This window comes from Novosphingobium panipatense (assembly GCF_900182875.1).
GTDB classification, from domain to species: Bacteria; Pseudomonadota; Alphaproteobacteria; order Sphingomonadales; family Sphingomonadaceae; genus Novosphingobium; species Novosphingobium panipatense.
This window is the reverse complement of record NZ_FXUI01000002.1, coordinates 254,411-271,352: the sequence shown is the minus strand read 5'-3', so window position 1 is coordinate 271,352 and position 16,942 is coordinate 254,411. Positions and strand designations below refer to the sequence as shown.

At 65.3% G+C, this 16,942-nt stretch carries 16 protein-coding genes; 7 read left to right on the top strand and 9 right to left on the bottom strand.

Translation table 11 applies throughout. The annotated features are described in order from the left end of the window. Positions 1-96: 96 nt before the first annotated feature. From QOL62_RS04210 to dusB, 3 genes are read right to left on the bottom strand one after another with little or no spacing between them, the layout of a single operon-like run. Positions 97-1,548 carry a sigma-54-dependent transcriptional regulator gene (locus QOL62_RS04210; protein WP_283405301.1) on the bottom strand — a complete coding sequence of 484 codons (1,452 nt, stop codon included), beginning with the start codon at positions 1,546-1,548 and terminating at the stop codon, positions 97-99. Next, the gene (locus tag QOL62_RS04205) at positions 1,545-2,663 is read right to left on the bottom strand and encodes a two-component system sensor histidine kinase NtrB (protein ID WP_103729701.1); all 1,119 of its coding nucleotides are present in this window, start codon (positions 2,661-2,663) and stop codon (positions 1,545-1,547) included. Before QOL62_RS04205 ends, QOL62_RS04210 begins: the two co-directional genes overlap by 4 nt. Continuing rightward, complete coding sequence (gene dusB / locus QOL62_RS04200) at positions 2,660-3,691, bottom strand: tRNA dihydrouridine synthase DusB (protein ID WP_283405300.1); 1,032 nt, start codon at positions 3,689-3,691, stop codon at positions 2,660-2,662. Before dusB ends, QOL62_RS04205 begins: the two co-directional genes overlap by 4 nt. Before the next feature lie 80 nt (positions 3,692-3,771). Here dusB and QOL62_RS04195 point away from each other — a divergent pair, with 80 nt between their 5' ends. From QOL62_RS04195 to QOL62_RS04185, 3 genes are read left to right on the top strand one after another with little or no spacing between them, the layout of a single operon-like run. Continuing rightward, entirely contained in the window at positions 3,772-4,950 is a 1,179-nt protein-coding gene (locus tag QOL62_RS04195) for a bifunctional 2-C-methyl-D-erythritol 4-phosphate cytidylyltransferase/2-C-methyl-D-erythritol 2,4-cyclodiphosphate synthase (RefSeq protein ID WP_283405299.1), read from the top strand. A 37-nt stretch (positions 4,951-4,987) separates the two neighbouring features. Beyond that, on the top strand, positions 4,988-5,515 hold the full coding sequence (locus QOL62_RS04190; protein WP_283405298.1) for a hypothetical protein: 528 nt from the start codon (positions 4,988-4,990) through the stop codon (positions 5,513-5,515). 5 nt (positions 5,516-5,520) lie between these two features. Next, positions 5,521-6,024, top strand: coding sequence for a CinA family protein (locus tag QOL62_RS04185; protein WP_283405297.1), 504 nt, complete (start codon positions 5,521-5,523; stop codon positions 6,022-6,024). A gap of 35 nt (positions 6,025-6,059) precedes the next feature. Here QOL62_RS04185 and QOL62_RS04180 read toward each other — a convergent pair whose 3' ends face one another. Both QOL62_RS04180 and lipA read right to left on the bottom strand, forming a co-directional pair. Beyond that, positions 6,060-6,506, bottom strand: a complete 447-nt coding sequence (locus tag QOL62_RS04180; protein WP_283405296.1) for a type II toxin-antitoxin system RatA family toxin — start codon at positions 6,504-6,506, stop codon at positions 6,060-6,062. Between the two features lie 3 nt (positions 6,507-6,509). Then, positions 6,510-7,463 carry a lipoyl synthase gene (gene lipA / locus QOL62_RS04175; protein WP_283405295.1) on the bottom strand — a complete coding sequence of 318 codons (954 nt, stop codon included), beginning with the start codon at positions 7,461-7,463 and terminating at the stop codon, positions 6,510-6,512. 93 nt (positions 7,464-7,556) lie between these two features. Here lipA and QOL62_RS04170 point away from each other — a divergent pair, with 93 nt between their 5' ends. Further along, complete coding sequence (locus QOL62_RS04170) at positions 7,557-8,210, top strand: carbonic anhydrase (RefSeq protein WP_283405294.1); 654 nt, start codon at positions 7,557-7,559, stop codon at positions 8,208-8,210. Positions 8,211-8,283: 73 nt separating this feature from the next. Here the strand turns inward: QOL62_RS04170 and QOL62_RS04165 are convergent, their stop codons facing one another. Next, entirely contained in the window at positions 8,284-9,633 is a 1,350-nt protein-coding gene (locus tag QOL62_RS04165; protein WP_283405293.1) for a hypothetical protein, read from the bottom strand. A 404-nt stretch (positions 9,634-10,037) separates the two neighbouring features. Here QOL62_RS04165 and gyrA point away from each other — a divergent pair, with 404 nt between their 5' ends. Next, entirely contained in the window at positions 10,038-12,728 is a 2,691-nt protein-coding gene (gene gyrA / locus QOL62_RS04160) for a DNA gyrase subunit A (RefSeq protein ID WP_379511660.1), read from the top strand. Continuing rightward, a complete protein-coding gene (locus QOL62_RS04155) occupies positions 12,725-13,078 on the top strand; it encodes a DUF952 domain-containing protein (protein ID WP_283405291.1) in 354 nt (117 codons plus the stop codon). The genes gyrA and QOL62_RS04155 overlap by 4 nt, the downstream gene beginning before the upstream one ends. 475 nt (positions 13,079-13,553) lie before the next feature. Here the strand turns inward: QOL62_RS04155 and QOL62_RS04150 are convergent, their stop codons facing one another. Beyond that, positions 13,554-14,207, bottom strand: a complete 654-nt coding sequence (locus QOL62_RS04150; RefSeq protein ID WP_283405290.1) for a hypothetical protein — start codon at positions 14,205-14,207, stop codon at positions 13,554-13,556. Between the two features lie 85 nt (positions 14,208-14,292). Here QOL62_RS04150 and trmFO point away from each other — a divergent pair, with 85 nt between their 5' ends. Then, positions 14,293-15,636 carry a methylenetetrahydrofolate--tRNA-(uracil(54)-C(5))-methyltransferase (FADH(2)-oxidizing) TrmFO gene (gene trmFO / locus QOL62_RS04145; RefSeq protein ID WP_283405289.1) on the top strand — a complete coding sequence of 448 codons (1,344 nt, stop codon included), beginning with the start codon at positions 14,293-14,295 and terminating at the stop codon, positions 15,634-15,636. A gap of 15 nt (positions 15,637-15,651) precedes the next feature. Here trmFO and QOL62_RS04140 read toward each other — a convergent pair whose 3' ends face one another. Together QOL62_RS04140 and QOL62_RS04135 are read right to left on the bottom strand one after the other, a co-directional pair. Then, positions 15,652-16,104: an EF-hand domain-containing protein gene (locus QOL62_RS04140; RefSeq protein WP_103729690.1), complete on the bottom strand. Its 453-nt coding sequence runs from the start codon at positions 16,102-16,104 to the stop codon at positions 15,652-15,654. 70 nt (positions 16,105-16,174) lie between these two features. Next, on the bottom strand, positions 16,175-16,870 hold the full coding sequence (locus QOL62_RS04135) for a hypothetical protein (protein WP_283405288.1): 696 nt from the start codon (positions 16,868-16,870) through the stop codon (positions 16,175-16,177). Between the last annotated feature and the right edge of the window lie 72 nt (positions 16,871-16,942).

Below are 16,942 nucleotides of genomic sequence, written 5' to 3'. Positions count from 1 at the left end.
CTTACGCGCCTGTCTAGGAACCGGACCCTCGTTCATCGTTGCCCTGTTACAACAGGACTGTGGCCTGCCTGCAAGTGCAAATCCACAAGGGCCGCTTTAAGGACGACGAGCAAATTCCTCGGGATCGAGCGCCAGTTCGCCCAGGCGTTTGCGCAGGGTGTTGCGGTTAATCCCCAGCGCCTGCGCGGCTCGCAGCTGATTGCCGGCGGTCTCGCGCAGAACCTGCGCGAAGAGCGGCCGCTCGAAGGCCGCCATGGCGCTGCCGTAGATCGTTCCGCTCGCCGGGCGGGTGGCCGCGAGCCATGCCTCGACAGCAGCGTCAATGCTGGCCGAGGCGCCATGCGCCCTGCCCTCACCGTACGGAGCGCTTCCTCCGGTGCTTTCGCCGTTCGCACCGGATTGCTCCTGCGCCAGCAGCGGGACGATGCTTTCAACGTCGATCACATCCTCGCGCGCAAGCAAGGCGAGGCGGTAGACGAAGTTCTTCAGTTCGCGGACATTGCCGCGCCATGGTTGACGGCTGAGCAGTTCGCCTGCCTGCGGCGTCAGCTGGTGGCGGGGCAGCCCCTCGTTCGCCGCATGAAGCAGGAAGTGACGGGCAAGAGCGTCGATGTCATCCGGGCGATCACGCAGTGGCGGCATGTTGATCGGCACTACGTTGAGCCGGTAATACAGGTCCTCACGAAAGCGGCCTGCGGCGATTTCGGGCTCAAGATCCTTGTTCGTGGCAGCGACGATCCGTGTGTCGAGGCGGATCTCCTCGCGCCCGCCCACGCGGCGCACGGTGCCGGACTGAAGAGCGCGCAGGAGGCGGGTCTGCGCCTGCATCGGCATGTCACCGATTTCGTCGAGGAAGAGCGTACCGCCCGCAGCCTGCTCGAACTTGCCGACGTGACGGGCCACGGCCCCCGTGAAGGCGCCTTTCTCATGGCCGAACAACTCGCTTTCGATGAGTTCGGCCGGTATCGCGGCAGTGTTGACCGCGATGAAGGGTCCCGACCGGCGATGCCCCAGCTGGTGTATCGCCTCGGCAACGAGCTCCTTGCCGGTGCCCGACTCTCCGAGAATCAGCACCGTCAGGTCATTGCGCAGCACGCGCGTGATCATGCGGAAAACCGACTGCATGGCCGCACTGCGGCCGACGAGCGGCAGGCCTTCGATAACCGGCTCCTCTCCGATCGTCTGACCCTGCGCGGCGCCGGCGGCCTGCCGCACGGTGCGCGCGAGTTCATCGATATCGAAGGGTTTGGGAAAGTATTCGAAGGCACCGGTGTCCGTGGCTCGAACAGCGGTATCGAGCGTATTCTGTGCCGACAGAATGACGATCGGCATCTGCGGATGATGCTCCCGGACCCGATCGATGGTCTCGATCCCGTCGCCGTCGGGAAGCATCACATCGGTCACCAGCGCGGCGAACCGTCCTTCCCTCAGCATGCTGTCCCGTTCCGCCAGCGTCTGGCAGTGCGAAACGGAAAAGCCCTCCGCCTCCAGCGCCGCGGTAATGACGATGGCGATGGAGGTATCATCCTCGACCAGCAGGACATTCACGGCCGGCTCTCCAGGGTTCGTGCGCGCGCCTGAGGAGCCAGCGGCAGGTGGATGCGGAAGTGAGTCAGGCCGTTTTCCTCGTCGCGGTCATGCGTGACGCGACCGTTCATGTCGCGCACCAGCTTTCGAACCAGCGGAAGCCCGAGCCCCTGCCCGGAGTTCTTGCTCGTCACGAAAGGCTCGAAGATGTGGTCCCGCATCGCAGGGTCAATGCCGGGACCGTTATCGCTGATGCGGACCTCGATTGGCAGCCGCAGCGGCGCTCCGTCCTCCGCGATCTGAAGCTGAAGACCGCTCGCAAAGCGGGTTCGGATGGTCACGCGCGGCTCTTCGGCGTTCTTGCATGCGTCCACCGCATTCGTCAGCAGGTTTATCAGGACCTGTACAAGCCCGTCCGGGCTGCCGAGAACCGGCGGCAGGGACGGGTCGAACTCCTCGACAAGGCGGAACGTCGGCCGCACACCCTCCGCAGCGTTCATGACGTCGATCGCCCGGCGCGCCGCTTCGTGCAAGTTGCAGGCCTCGACGGGAGGTGCAGTTCGGCCGCTAAGCTTCTGCATACGTTCGATAAGATTGGCAATACGATCCACTTCGCCCGTGATGAGGTCGGTAAGTGCCCGATCCCGCTCGCCGATCTTGCGCGCAAGAAGCTGCGCCGCTCCGCGAATGCCGGCCAGAGGGTTCTTGATCTCGTGCGCCATGATCTCCGGACCGCGCAGGACCGCATCATCCGGAGCGCCCGGATCATCGCCCAAGGCATCCGCGGCGGTGTTGTCATGCAAGGTCACGACCTGCCAGCCCGGACTGTCCGCCACCGGCGCCACGTTGATATCGATGCGCCGGGCGCCGCGCCCCTTGAGTTGCACGACCACTTCGCGGGCCGACACGGGCGCTTCGGAGTCGGAAAGGCGATCCAGCAAGCGCCGATCGGATATGGTCATGATGTCGCGCAGCCGTGTGCCGATGAGGCGCCGGGCGGACTGGCCGAAGAACTGCTCGGCCGCAGGATTAAGGGCGGCGATGGTCAGGCCATCCTCCAGCAGCACCATGGCGTGCGGCAGACTTGCAAGCAGCCGCTGGGCTTCCGGTATTGCCGAGTTGCCCTCCAGCCTCATGCCGCCTGCAACTGCCCGCCGCCACTGTCACGGTAGGGGGCGTAGAACTCCGCCAGCTCGCGGAGCACCTCATCGGGATCCGCAATGAAGTTCACCTTGTTTCTGAACTCTGCAGATCCGCGGACGCCCTTGATATACCAGCCAAGATGCTTGCGCGCCATTTTGACGCCGGTCTCACCGCCGTAATGGTCCAGCATGTCTTCGTAGTGGCGGCGTATGATCTCGTACTGCTCGGCAACGGTGGGATCGGCCGACACCGACTGCCCGCGCCACCACTGCATGACCTGCGCGAGGAACCATGGGCGCCCATACGAACCGCGGCCGATCATCAGGCCGTCCGCGCCGGACTGCTCCAGAGCCTTCGCCGCGTCCTCGATGGTGCAGATGTCGCCATTGACGATCACCGGGATCGATACGGCGTCCTTTACCTTGCGGACGAAGGCCCAGTCGGCTTCGCCCTTGTACATCTGGTTGCGGGTGCGGCCATGGACGGTGATCATCCGCGCGCCGAGATCCTCGGCGATGCGGGCCAGCTCGGGCGCGTTGAGGCTGTCATGGCACCAGCCCATCCGCATCTTCACGGTGACCGGCACCTTCACCGCCTTCACCGTCGCCTCGATCAGACGGGTGGCAAGCGGCACGTCGCGCATGAGCGCGGAGCCCGCATCCCCATTCACGACCTTTCGCACGGGGCATCCCATGTTGATGTCGATGATGGCGGCGCCACGGTCCTCGACCAGCCGGGCCGCTTCTCCCATCTGCTCAGGGTCGCATCCCACGAGCTGCATGGAGACCGGGTCCTCGACCTTGTCCCACATGGCTTTCTGGATCGAGACGCGCGTCTCGCGGATCGCCGCAGGACTGGCTATCATTTCGGTCACGTTGAGGCCTGAGCCGAAGGCGCGGACCATTCGGCGGAACGGCAGGTCGGAAACACCCGTCATTGGCGCGAGCACGACCGGGCAATCGATCGTCACCGGACCGACATTGATCGGCTTGAGGGCCGGGGAAGCGGGCATCTGAGTCATGGTCTGCGCAACACTGCCTAAAAAACAGGCAGCGCATAGTGGATTGCCCTCGGCTCGGCAAGGGATTACCCGCCTCGACGATGTCGCAGATTGTCTCCGCAGGTCGCAAACACAGCCCGAATCGGCCGGGCGTTCGCACCGCCGCCCTGGTGGTCGCCGCGGGCCAGGGGCTTCGCGCCGGGCAGCCCATGCCCAAGCAGTTCGTCAATTGGCGCGGGAAGCCGGTGGTACGCCACTCGGTAGAGGCACTGCTGGCTGCCGGATGCGCGCCGGTGCTGGTCATGATCCCGCAGAACGCCGAGGCGGTGGTTCGCGCGGCTCTGTCCGGTCTGACGGACGTGGATTTCGCCATCGGCGGGGCAACCCGCCAGGAGTCGGTGCGGCTCGGCCTGGAAGCGATTGCGCGGGAAAAGCCCGACCGCGTGCTGATCCACGATGCCGCCCGGCCCCTTCTTCCGGCAGAGGTCGTCGAAAGGCTCCAGACGGCTCTGGACACTCACACGGCCGCAATTCCCGTCCTGCCCGTGAGCGACAGCCTCACCCATGCGGCCGGAGACATGATGGGCGCACCGGCGCGGCGGGAGGAACTGCGACGGGTGCAGACACCCCAGGCCTTTCATTTTTCCGACATTCTCGCCGCCCATCGCGCCTGGGACGATGCGCCCACGGCTGGGGACGACGCTCAGGTGGCACAGGCATGGGGCATGGAAGTGGCGCTGGTCGAAGGAGACGAGATCTTGCACAAGCTTACCTACGCCTCCGATTTTGCCCCGACCCGCGCGGCGGTACGGGTGGGTAACGGTTATGACGTCCACCGGCTCGAGGAAGGCGAGGAGCTGTGGCTCTGCGGCGTTCGCGTAGAGCATACGCACGGTCTTGCGGGACACAGCGACGCCGACGTCGCCATCCATGCGCTTGTCGACGCCTTGCTGGGTGCGATCGGCGCAGGCGACATCGGCCAGCATTTCCCCCCCAGTGACGAACAGTGGAAAGGCGCTGCCTCAGACCGCTTCCTTGCCCACGCCGCCGAACTTGTGGCGGAGGCGGGGTACGCCCTCGGCAATGCGGACGTGACGATCATCTGCGAGGCCCCAAAGATCGGTCCTCACCGGGAGGCCATGCGCGCACGGCTCGCGCAAATTCTCGGCGTCGACGCGAGCGCGATCAGCGTGAAGGCGACCACGACGGAGAAGCTCGGCTTTACGGGGCGCCGCGAAGGGATTGCCGCTCAGGCCGTGGTCAGCCTCGCGCTGTTGTAGGTTGCCTCCGGCTTCAAAGTTTACGAGGATAGTTTCAATGCGCTTCATTCCGCGAACCCTGGCCCTGCTTGCCGCGATTGCGCCCTGCACCGCCATGGCCGCGCAGTCCGTCTGCATCACCAAGGCGGAGGCGACCTCACTGATCACCTACGCCCTGCCTCAGGCGATCAGCGCAACGGCCAAGCGTTGCGCGCCGTCCCTGCCCGCGAACGCGTTCCTGCGCACACGCAGCGCAGAGCTGGTAAGCCGTTACGCCGGGCAGAAGGACCGCCACTGGCTCAAGGCCAAGCCCGCCTTCATGAAGGCCGTTAACGCGCAAGACGCCGGTTCGGCGAAAATGTTCGCAAGTCTGCCTGACGAGAGCCTGCGTCAGATGGCGGATGTGTTCGTCGAAGGCTTCGTGTCGCAGCGCATCGCCACGCGGTCCTGCAAGCAGCTGGATCTCGCCATTGATCTGCTTTCGCCCCTTCCCCCGGAGAACACGGCCGGCCTGATCGCGCTAACGCTGGATATGGCGCGCGACGCCAATGCCCGGGCCGGCAGCGTTTCGCTTTGCAAGGATTGACGATCATGAGCGAGCCCAGCCCCGTTTTCCCGGCAGACCTCCTCGAACTCGCTCGCCGCGTGGTGGAAAAGAACGCTGCAATCGGCCGAATGGTCGCCGTTGCGGAAAGTTGCACCGGAGGACTGGTCTGCGCTGCCCTGACGGAGATCCCCGGCTCCTCGGCCGTCCTCGATCGCGGGTTCGTGACCTATTCCAACGAGGCCAAACAGGAGATGCTCGGCGTTCATCCCGACATCATCGATTCCTTCGGCGCGGTCTCTCCGGCAACGGCGTGGGCCATGGCGCAGGGGGCGATCTCACGCAGCCGCGCGGACGTGGCCGTGGCCATCAGCGGGGTAGCCGGGCCGGGTGGTGGAAGCGAGATGAAGCCGGTGGGCACGGTTGTGTTCGCCTGCGCACAGCGCGGAGTCGAAGAGGTGAACGCGGAACAGAAGCAGCTGGATGGCCGCAGCCGCGGTGAAATCCGCCACCAGGCGACGATCGTCGCGCTGGAGCTGCTGCTTCCCTGACATGCGTGCCCGGCCAAAGCCGGGACGCGCAGCCATCACCCCGCCTGGGCGACGCCGTAAAGCTCGGCCGCGCGGGTCTCGAACGCAGCCACCATCTTGCGGAAAGCCTTGTCGAAGTACTGACCAGCCAGCTTCTCGAAAAGCGGGTTACGAAACGTGAACTTCACGTCGAACTCGATCTCGCAGGCCGTGTCACTGACAGCGTGGAACGTCCAGACATTGTCCAGATCACGCATGGGTCCATCTACGTAATGCACCCGTATCTGGCGGGGACGTTCCTTCTCCACGCGAGAGGTGAACTTCTCCCGCAGTGCCTTGAAGCCGACGAGCATGTCCGCGATCATCTCGTGCTCGCTATCAGACTTCACCCGCGTGGCGACGACCCAGGGCAGGAATTCCTGATAGCGGCCCACGTCAGCGACGAGGTCGTACATCTGTTCGGCGCTGTAGGGCAGGCGACGCGTTTCGTGGATTCCCGGCATGCGTCAGGCCCCTACGACCGCAACGCTTGCCTGCGTGCGGGCAAGCTGGGCTTCACGCGCCGCCTTCATTTCCGCGAAGTCCGAACCGGCGTGGTAGCTGGACCGGGTCAGCGGCGAGGACGCGACCTGCAGGAAACCTTTGGCCCGGGCGATGGCGCCGTAAGCCTTGAACGCCTGCGGCGTCACGAATTCCTTGACCTCGGCGTGCTTGGGCGTGGGCCGAAGGTACTGCCCCATCGTCAGGAAGTCGATATCAGCGCAGCGCATGTCGTCCATCACCTGATGGACCTCCAGTCGTTCCTCGCCCAGCCCGAGCATGATGCCCGACTTGGTAAAGATCGAGGGATCGTGCCGCTTCACTTCCTCCAGCAGCCGCAGCGACGCGTAATAGCGCGCGCCGGGGCGGATGGTCGGGTAAAGCCGGGGGACCGTTTCAAGGTTGTGGTTGTAAACGTCGGGCCGCGCTTCGACGATGGCTTCGACCGCTCGCTGCATCTTGTTGCGGAAGTCCGGCGTAAGGATTTCAATCGTGGTCGCGGGGGTGGCATCGCGCAGGGCGCGGATGACCTTCACGAACTGGCTGGCGCCACCGTCGGGCAGGTCATCCCGATCAACCGAAGTGATGACGATATGCTCGAGCCCTGTCTTGAGAGCCAGTTCCGCGACGTTGGCAGGTTCCATCGGATCGACTCGACCCGGCATTCCCGTCTTGACGTTGCAGAAGGCGCAGGCCCGGGTGCAGGTGTCGCCCAGGATCATCACCGTCGCGTGTTTTTTCGTCCAGCATTCCCCAATGTTGGGGCAGGCCGCTTCCTCGCACACCGTATTCAGCTTGAGATCGCGCATGAGCTGGCGCGTCTCGCCATAGCCCTTGCTGGTCGGCGCCTTGACGCGGATCCAGTCAGGCTTGCGCTGCCGCGCGCTTTCAGGGGCGGGTGCGGTGGACAGATCGTTCATGCGCCCCAGATAGTCACATGCGCGCCGGCTTGCCAGCACGAATATCCGGCTTAAGGCAATAGCAACGTTTACAAAGCAGCAATGGAACTCACCATGACCGACACCGACGATCGCGTTCTGAACCACCTGCTTCAAGGGTATCGCCGCTTCCGCGACAGTGGCTGGACCCCGCACCGGGAACGCTGGGCACAGCTCGGCCAAGGACAGGAGCCGGAGGTGATGGTGATCGCCTGCTCGGACAGCCGCGTCGATCCGGCACAGATTTTCGACGTCGATCCGGGCACCATCTTCGTGGTGCGCAACGTGGCGGCGCTTGTTCCGCCATTCGAGACTTCACCGGGGCACCACGGCGTCTCCGCCGCCCTTGAGTTCGCGGTGCAGGTGCTCAAGGTCAAGGAAATCGTCGTAATGGGCCATGGCTTGTGCGGCGGCTGCAAGGCGGCCCTCACGCAGGACCTGAAGGGCACAGAGCCGGGCCAAGGCGGCTTCATCGCGGACTGGATCGCGATGCTTGACGAGGCGCGGGAGCCTGTAGCCCACGCGCACGGCACGACCGGGCGTGAAGCGGAGCGAGCGATGGAGCAGGCGGCAGTCAAGGTCAGCCTCGACAACCTGATGACCTTCCCTTGCGTCCGCTCGAAGGTTGGCAAGGGCGAACTGACGCTGCGCGGCGCCTTCTTCGCGATCTCGGACGGCGTGCTGCATCTGCTTGATCAACGCACGGGTGAGTTCGCTCCCGCCGTCTGAGCAACTGGACGGGCTTGAACGAAAAAGGGCGCCGTTTTTGCCGGCGCCCTCTTCGTTCAGGGATCTCGGAAGATCAGTTGGCGGCAGCCGGGGCTGTCGACGCGGCGGCGGCCGGGGAAGCCTTGCCCTTGGCGTAGGCATCCCAAAGCTTGGCCACCGGCTGGCGGGTGCCGCTCACCTTGGCGAGGCTCGTCTGTGCTGCGGCGTACTTGCCCTGCAGCGCCTGCGACATGCCCAGACGAAGAGCGACTTTGTTCGCATCCACGCCGGCCATCGAGCTCGCCTTGCTGTAGAACGTCTCAGCCTTGGCGGGCTGGTCGTAGCTCAGGAAGACGTCGCCTGCGGCCACCACGGTGGCACCCGTCGCGCCGGCCTTGTTGGCATCGCGCTCGGTGGCAGCGAGCGAAGCCTTGTCCGCAGCCACGCGGCTTTCGGTGTTTGCCTTGTCCGGCACGTCCGCCGCGGTCAGCTTGCCCTTCGCAAGACCGTCGTTCATGATCTTCGACGCTTCTCCGGGGAAAGCGCGCGGATCGACGTTCTCGAGATACTCCAGGTAATCGCGACGGTCGTTCATCGAACCGGTGACGTACATCAGGCGCATGAGATCGACGTTCTGGTCACGCGGCAGCGAGGCGAGCTGGCGCACGACCGAAATGGAAGTGTTCCAGGCGCCGGGATAGTACTGCGCCAGCATGGCCGCATATTCGGTCGACGGTCCGAGCTGCTTTGCGGTGTAGGTCTGCTGCAGAACGTTGCGCAGCGCGGATTCGGACGGGGCGGCGCCCTTCGCCTGTGCGGCGGCGATGTCGTCCTTGGCCATCTGCAGCGCGGCCTGGGGATTGTTCGACCGCTTGTATGCGTCGGCGAGGACCAGATCGAGCTGGCCCGAGCTGTCGACGTAGCCTGCGTCCTTCGCCGCCTTCAGGTACTTCGCCGAGTTCGGGTAGTCCTTCATCTGGTACGCGGTGACGCCCGCATCGTAGTTCGTGGAACCCACCGCTGCCGCATCCAGCTTGCCGCTTTCCAGAAGCAGCATGTTACCCTGCTGCTTGAGCGCCAGATCCTGCGAAATGATGCCGTAGTTGCGCATCATCGAGCCGAGCGCGCTCTTGTCGTCCGGCGTGGTGGCGGTGCCGACGGCGTTCTGGAAGACGGCCTTGCCATCTCCGCCGACACCGGCGTCAAAGGCCTGCTTTGCAGCAGCAAGGTTCTCCGGGGTAGCCTGACCGCCTGAAATCTTCGCGGTGGCGTCGGCCATCGCCTTCTGGATCGGAGCGGCAACCTTCACGAATTCGGGCGAGAAATTGGTAGCGCCGGCCTTCTCCTTCTTCGCGGCGACCGCGGGAGTGGCAGCCACGACCGCCAGGCCGCTCGACAGGGCGACGGCAAGAGCGACACGGGAAACAAGGAACTTGCGAGCCATCAAGGCTACTCCTCTCAACGACAGAACCAAAATCCTGCGGGCATGGGACATCCTGCCTCCCAGGATCGAAAAACGGGGCGCTCGGGTTTGGCTGGGAAATAGACCCTTTGCAACCTCCCGCCGCGATTACGGCGACGCGGCTTAACGCGCATTGAATTCAATTCGTCGCAGTCGTTCAGGTTCCACACGGGTCTCCCGCGCGCGCGAACAGCTTATGTGTGGAAAACGATGCCTGGCATTCCTGCGTGGGACAGCTTCCGGTGGCTTTCCCTGCACGCTTGGCCTAGTGCGGTTCATCCACCCCTTCCCGCAACAACGGCGAAACAATCTTCGTGAGCGACGAGACCCAGAACCTGCCGATCGGCCCCGATGGCGAATTCACCCGCGTCGACATCGTCGACGAGATGAAGACGAGCTACCTCGACTACGCGATGAGCGTGATCGTGAGCCGCGCGCTGCCCGACGTGCGCGACGGCCTGAAGCCGGTTCACCGCCGCATCCTCTACGCCAGCCAGGAAGGCGGCTTCGTCGCCGGGCGCCCGTACCGCAAGTCCGCGAAGATCGTCGGCGACGTCATGGGCAACTACCACCCGCACGGTGACAGCGCGATCTACGACGCGCTGGCCCGCATGACGCAGGACTGGTCGATGCGCGTCCCGCTCATCGATGGTCAGGGCAACTTCGGCTCGATGGACCCCGATCCCCCGGCGTCGATGCGTTACACCGAGGCGCGCCTTGCCCGTGTCGCCAACTCCCTTCTTGATGACCTCGACAAGGATACCGTCGATTTCGTCGACAACTACGACGGTTCGCGTCAGGAGCCTTCAGTCCTGCCGGCGCGCTTCCCGAACCTGCTCGTCAACGGCGCGGGTGGTATCGCGGTCGGCATGGCGACGAACATCCCGCCCCACAACCTGGGCGAGGTGATCGACGGCTGTTTCGCCATGATGGACAACCCCGGGATTACCTCGGAAGAGTTGTTCCAGATTATTCCCGGCCCTGACTTCCCGACCGCACCGCTGATCCTCGGTCAGTCCGGCGCGCGCAATGCGGCGCTGACCGGCCGTGGCTCCATCATCCAGCGCTGCCGCAGCCACGTCGAGGAAGGCCGCGGATCGCGCCGGGACGCGCGCTCGATCGTCCTCACCTCGATCCCCTTCCAGGTCGGCAAGTCGGCCCTGGTCGAGAAGATCGCAGAGGCCGCCAAGGACAAGCGGATAGAAGGCGTCTCGGACATCCGCGACGAATCCAACCGCGAAGGCGTACGCGTTGTCATCGACCTGAAGCGCGACGCTTCGCCCGAGGTCGTGCTGAACCAGCTGTGGCGCAGCACCCCCGCCCAGTCGAACTTCGCCGCCAACATGCTGGCGATCCGGGGCGGCCGTCCCGAGATCATGTCGCTGCGCGACATCCTCCAGAACTTCATCCAGTTCCGCGAGCAGGTCATCACCCGCCGCACCAAGTTCGAGCTGAACAAGGCGCGTGACCGGGCTCACATCCTGCTCGGCCTCGTCGTCGCGGTATCGAACCTCGACGAGGTGGTGAAGATCATCCGTTCGTCGCCCAATCCGGCCGAAGCGCGTGCCAAGCTGCTCGCGAAGGAATGGCCGATCGGCGACATCGCGCAGTACATCCGCCTCGTCGAGGCGATCGAGCCCGAAGCGGAGGCCGAAGGCGGCATCTACCGCCTGTCCGAAGTGCAGGTGAAGGCGATCCTCGATCTGCGCCTGCACCGCCTGACCGCGCTCGGGCGCGACGAGATCGGCGACGAGCTGAAGCAGCTTGCCATCGCGATCGAGGAATACCTCGCAATCCTGGCCGACCGCGTGAAGCTCTACGGCGTCATGCGCGAGGAACTTCAGGCGGTACGTGACGCTTACGCCACCCCGCGCGTCTCCGAGATCACCGCCGCCTTCGACGGGATCGACGACGAGGACCTGATCGAGCGCGAGGACATGGTCGTCACCGTGACTATGGACGGCTACATCAAGCGCACTGCGCTCTCCACCTTCCGCGCCCAGAACCGCGGCGGCAAGGGCCGCGCCGGCATGGCGACGAAGGACGAGGACGCTGTGACGACGATGTTCGTCACGTCCACGCATAACCCGGTTCTGTTCTTCTCGACCGCAGGCAAGGTCTATCGCCTCAAGGTCTACAAGCTCCCGGAAGGCGGCCCCACCACGCGCGGCCGTCCGATCGTCAACCTCCTGCCCGCACTGGACAAGGACGAGACGATCCAGACCGTCCTGGCCCTCCCCGAAGACGAGGCCGAATGGGGCAAGCTTTCCGTCGTCTTCGCCACGGCCAAGGGCAACGTGCGCCGCAACGCGATGGACAGCTTCGCCAACATTCCGAGCAACGGCAAGTTCGCCATGCGCTTCGACGAGGGCAGCGAGGACCGTCTCATCGGCGTCGCCCTTCTCGAGCCGAGCGACGACGTGCTGCTGGCCACCCGCCAGGGCAAGGCCATCCGCTTCCCCGGTGACGACGTGCGTGAATTCACGAGCCGCACATCGACGGGCGTTCGCGGCATGACGCTCAAGGGTGACGACGAGGTCATCTCGCTCTCGATCCTACACCGCGTCGGCACCGACGCCGAGGAGCGGGAGCAGTATCTGCGCTTCGCACCCTGGAAGGGCGAGAAGGAAGGCGAGCCCACTCTGTCCGCAGAGCGCATGGCCGAGTTGCAGGAACGCGAGCAGTTCATTCTCACCGTCTGCGCCAACGGCTACGGCAAGCTATCCTCCGCCTACGAGTATCGCCGCACCGGACGCGGAGGCCAGGGCATCACAAACATCGACAACATCGGCCGCAACGGCCCTGTCGTCGCCAGCTTCCCGGCGACGCGCGCCCAGCAGCTGATGCTGGTTACGGACCAGGCCAAGCTGATCCGCCTGCCGCTGGACTCACTGCGTGTCATCGGCCGCGGCTCCGCAGGCGTGCGCCTCTTCACCGTATCGGCTGACGAACATGTTGTCAGCGCTGTGCGCCTCGACGAGGAGCCCGAGAACGACGCTCCGGACATCGCCGTCGCGGCGGAAATCGAGATCCCGGCAGCGGACCTCGCGGAGGATGAAGGCGACAGCGAAGCGTGATCACGGGCGCACATCCCGCGGTCGCGTACAAGATCCTGACCGGCGAGCAGTTCGAGCGACTGCTCGCCGACGGAGCCTTCAAGGGTGCGCCGGTCGATCTCGCGGATGGCTACATCCACATGTCGGCCGCCGATCAGGTGCAGGCGACTCTGGACAAGCACTTCGCCGGGCAGGAAAACCTGCGCATCGTTGCCGTCGATCTGACGGTCTTTGGTGATGGCGTTAAGTGGGAGGTTTCGCGCGGTGGCGCGCTCTTCCCGCATCTCTACGGCGACCTTCCTCTTTCCGGCGTGCTTTCACATGCTCCCGTGGAGCGGGACCGTAGCGGGAGTGTGCAGCTTCCCGGCTGAAGGCGGCAGCCACCCTGCTGTCGGTGTGGAATCTTGACTTCTATAACCTATTAGGTTACAAACCTCCTCATCTGCGGCGGACGGGGCCTCGTCCGCCAAGGTGTCTCGGGTCGGCGTCGTGGGCGGTGCGCGGGTGTAAAGCCGTGGACCACGCCACGAGCGTCCTCCCGGAGCGGTTCACTGGACGGGCGGCACAGCGGCCCCTCCACCCCAACTTTCGTGCAATCGGTAGCCTTCTGCGTGAAGGCAGCTTCCCACGAAAGCGGACACAGCCCTGTCTTGCGAACCCGCACGGCCTGTCCGAACCGTCTCCGTCACAGGGTCGCGCCGGGCTGTCCTGACTGCTACCCGGCCGTTCGCACGACAGTCTCCCTCCCCGCGTTCCAGCAGGGACGCCCCGACGCCGGCCCGGTTTTGCCTCGCGTTTCCCCCCAAGGCGTAAAGCCCGCATTCGCCAGCGGGCGTTTTGCGGTGCCTATCGCTTGCCGCCGCGCAACTGCAGTTCACCGGTTACGCCCGTGGCCAGGACAAGGTTGCCAAGGTAGAACAGCGGCCAGGCCGCGAGCCTCAGCACTGACGCCGCAGAACCTCCCCCGGCAATTTCCAGGACGACGCCAGCGAGGATCAGTGCCGCGCCGAAACCGACGCGCTGGCGCGGGAACGTGCTGATCCATGCAGACGCCGCCATGCCTCCAAGGCCCAAGCCGAGGAAGAGCGGAAAAGGGACGCCCGCCCGATCCGCCGCGACGTAGCACAGCAGCGGCGTCCCGAGCGTCAGCACCAGCGCTGAAACACGCCCGCCCGCGTCAACAACGGGTTGACGGTGAACCAGGAACAGCGTCAGACCAAGCAGGTAAGCCACCAGCAACGCGTTGAGCCCGATCACCGGCGCATAGTACCACAGCGCCGAGCCGATCCCCTGCAGCGCGAGCATTCCCGCCAGCGATCGTGTGTCATTGCCCCGGTGGCGCAAGACGGCATAGACGGCGAGGAGGAGCAGCGGCGCCGCATTGAGCACCAGCAGGTAAAGTCCCGGCAAGGCGCTGTCCTGCAGCCAGGCCCAGGCGGCGGCCATAAGAATGCTTGCCAGCAACCAGGGTCGGCGTTCGATCAGCGCGCGCTTGGGCATCGGTCCTCCTGAAAGTGTACCCGAGCGCTATGACAGGTGCGCCGCCCCTTTTCCATCGTGGCGAGAAGGTCTAGGCGCCTGATCCATGACCCATCAGATCCACATCATCGGCGGCGGCCTGGCCGGAAGCGAAGCCGCGTGGCAGCTCGCCCGCCGCGGCTTCCGCGTCCGCCTTTCGGAAATGCGCGGCACCGGTGAACGCAGCCCCGCACACCAGGGCGACGGGCTGGCCGAACTGGTCTGCTCCAACTCCTTCCGCTCCGACGACAGCGAGAAGAATGCCGTAGGCCTGCTGCACCATGAAATGCGCCTCTGCGATTCGCTCATCATGGGCGCTGCGGCAAAGGCGCAGGTGCCGGCGGGTTCCGCACTGGCCGTGGACCGCGACGTCTTCTCCGCCGAAGTCGAAGCGCGCCTCACCGCCCTTCCCAACCTGGAGATCGTGCGCGAACGCATCGACGCGATTCCGGAGGGCGGGCCCGTCATCGTCGCCACCGGCCCGCTGACCGCCGAGGCGCTCGCCGGATCGATCGGCCGCGCGACGGGCGCAGACAGCCTCGCCTTCTTCGATGCCATCGCACCTATCGTTTACCGCGACACGATCGATATGGACGTGTGCTGGATGGCTTCGCGCTGGGACAAGGGTGAGACGAGGGACTACATCAACTGCCCGATGACCAAGGAGCAGTACCTGGAGTTCCACGCCGGGCTGATCGCGGGCGAGAAGACGGCTTTCAAGGAGTGGGAAGCCGATACGCCTTACTTCGACGGCTGCATGCCCATCGAAGTCATGGCAGAGCGCGGCGTAGAGACGCTGCGCTTCGGGCCGATGAAGCCGGTGGGCCTGGACAACCCGCACTGGGCGACGCCGGAGCATCCGAACGGCCGCTGGCCCTACGCCGTCGTTCAGCTTCGGCAGGACAACAAGCTCGGCACGATCTGGAACATGGTCGGCTTCCAGACCAAGCTGAAGCACGCCGAACAGGTCCGCCTCTTCCGCACGATCCCGGGGCTCGAGAACGCGGAGTTCGCGCGGCTCGGCGGCCTTCACCGCAACACCTTCATCAACTCGCCCGTCCTGCTCGACCGCACGCTCCGCCTGAAGAGCGCGCCACATGTGCGCTTCGCCGGGCAGATCACGGGCTGCGAAGGCTATGTCGAAAGCGCGGCGGTGGGCCTCCTTTCCGGGTTGATGGCCGCTTCCGAACTGGCGGGTCACGACTGGCAGGCCCCGCCCCGCACCACCGCGCTGGGCGCCCTGCTCTCCCACATCACCGGCGATGCGGATGCGGAAACCTACCAACCCATGAACGTCAACTTCGGCCTCTTTCCCCCGCTGCACGACGTGAAGAAGAAGCAGCGCAAGGAAGCCTACACGGCGCGCGCCAAGGAAGACATCGCACCCTGGCTGGGCGGCATCGCAGTCTGACGGCAGGCCGTCCCCTCAGCAGGAGCACTTCGGCTTGGGCTTAGGCGACGGCGCTGTCTTCCGGAACTCGGCAGGCGTGAGATAGCTGTCGCGATCCGCGTCCGCACTTTCGAACTTGTCGACGGTGGCGACCGCCCATTCCTCGAACGTCAGCAGGTTGTTGCCGTCCTTGTCGAGCTTGCGGAAGGCTTCCGAACGGGTCGACAGCATTTCGTTGCGGGATACACGCCTGTCCCGGTCCCGGTCGTAGCGGCCAAACCTTCGCTGTTCCCGGCTGAGTTCGGTCGCCTCAGGCAGTTCGGGACCGACCGCCTCGCCCGCATCGGCGCTGGGCAGCGGGGCCGGGGCCGGAGGCACCGGCTGCGCCTTGGGAGCCGCTGATTCGACCTGGGCATGACCTTGCCACCAGAACAGGCCGATGCCGAGCAGCACGAAAACGGCGATGCCGCCAAGCAGAAAGCGGTTCATTACGGGACCCCTCAATGATCCCGCCGCTCTAACCCCGCCTCGTCCCCAAAAGGAAATTACATCCCTGCAATCAGAAGCCCAGCAGGCCGAGCCGCATCGCCTTCAGCAGGGCGGCCGGAGACGTCGCTCCCGTTTCATCGCCTTTGGCAAGCCTGCGGGCGGCAAGGCCCTGCAGCACCATCAGCGGGCGCAGGGCGCGCGAGACGCGCACGCCGGACGCGGGGTATGCTCTCACCAGTTCAAGCACCGTTTCCCGCTCGGCGCCGTGACCAAGGCGCATGGCCAGATCGTTAAGCGCCCAGGCGCGGCCCAGTACCAGCGCCGCATCCCGTTCGCTGCTCCGCCCAAGCGCATCCGCGAGGGCGGCGCAGGCTTCGCCGCGGCCTTGCGCCATGGCCTCGAGCGCAGTGCGCGGCAGGGGCGCCGGCCCGGTCATATTCTCCCAGCCGTCCACCAGTGCCGAAAGCCCGCCGTGATGACCGTTCCAACTCTTGAGTAGCGCGAGAAGAGGCTCGCCCTGCGGCCACTGCTCGGCAGGTTGACCAAGAGATTCACGCCACCATGCGAGACGCAACTGCGCCATCATAGGCTCACGCGAACGGCGTAGCAGATGCGCCAGGCGCGCATCAAGGGCGAGGAGCGCCAGCGTCTGCTCGCGCGCGTTGCGAGGGGCGTAGACCAGCGCGAGGCGCGAAACCGTCGGCAGCGACTGGACGAGGATGTCGTGATTGGACGCGAGGATTTCAGGAGATGGGGAGTCAGTCACGCCGCCTCCCTAAAGCAGCATCGCCGTCATGCAAACGGCGAAGATCGAAAGCGAAGGGGCGGCGGCTTGCAC

Bases quoted from the DNA above. Each gene is read 5' to 3' on its own strand.
- QOL62_RS04150 (WP_283405290.1), bottom strand. From the start codon at position 14,207: ATGCCCAAGCGCGCGCTGATCGAACGCCGACCCTGGTTGCTGGCAAGC.
- QOL62_RS04180 (WP_283405296.1), bottom strand. From the start codon at position 6,506: ATGCCGGGAATCCACGAAACGCGTCGCCTGCCCTACAGCGCCGAACAG.
- lipA (WP_283405295.1), bottom strand. From the start codon at position 7,463: ATGAACGATCTGTCCACCGCACCCGCCCCTGAAAGCGCGCGGCAGCGC.
- QOL62_RS04195 (WP_283405299.1), top strand. From the start codon at position 3,772: ATGTCGCAGATTGTCTCCGCAGGTCGCAAACACAGCCCGAATCGGCCG.
- trmFO (WP_283405289.1), top strand. From the start codon at position 14,293: ATGACCCATCAGATCCACATCATCGGCGGCGGCCTGGCCGGAAGCGAA.
- QOL62_RS04165 (WP_283405293.1), bottom strand. From the start codon at position 9,633: ATGGCTCGCAAGTTCCTTGTTTCCCGTGTCGCTCTTGCCGTCGCCCTG.
- dusB (WP_283405300.1), bottom strand. From the start codon at position 3,691: ATGACTCAGATGCCCGCTTCCCCGGCCCTCAAGCCGATCAATGTCGGT.
- QOL62_RS04185 (WP_283405297.1), top strand. From the start codon at position 5,521: ATGAGCGAGCCCAGCCCCGTTTTCCCGGCAGACCTCCTCGAACTCGCT.
- QOL62_RS04170 (WP_283405294.1), top strand. From the start codon at position 7,557: ATGACCGACACCGACGATCGCGTTCTGAACCACCTGCTTCAAGGGTAT.
- QOL62_RS04205 (WP_103729701.1), bottom strand. From the start codon at position 2,663: ATGAGGCTGGAGGGCAACTCGGCAATACCGGAAGCCCAGCGGCTGCTT.
- QOL62_RS04190 (WP_283405298.1), top strand. From the start codon at position 4,988: ATGCGCTTCATTCCGCGAACCCTGGCCCTGCTTGCCGCGATTGCGCCC.
- QOL62_RS04140 (WP_103729690.1), bottom strand. From the start codon at position 16,104: ATGAACCGCTTTCTGCTTGGCGGCATCGCCGTTTTCGTGCTGCTCGGC.
- gyrA (WP_379511660.1), top strand. From the start codon at position 10,038: ATGAAGACGAGCTACCTCGACTACGCGATGAGCGTGATCGTGAGCCGC.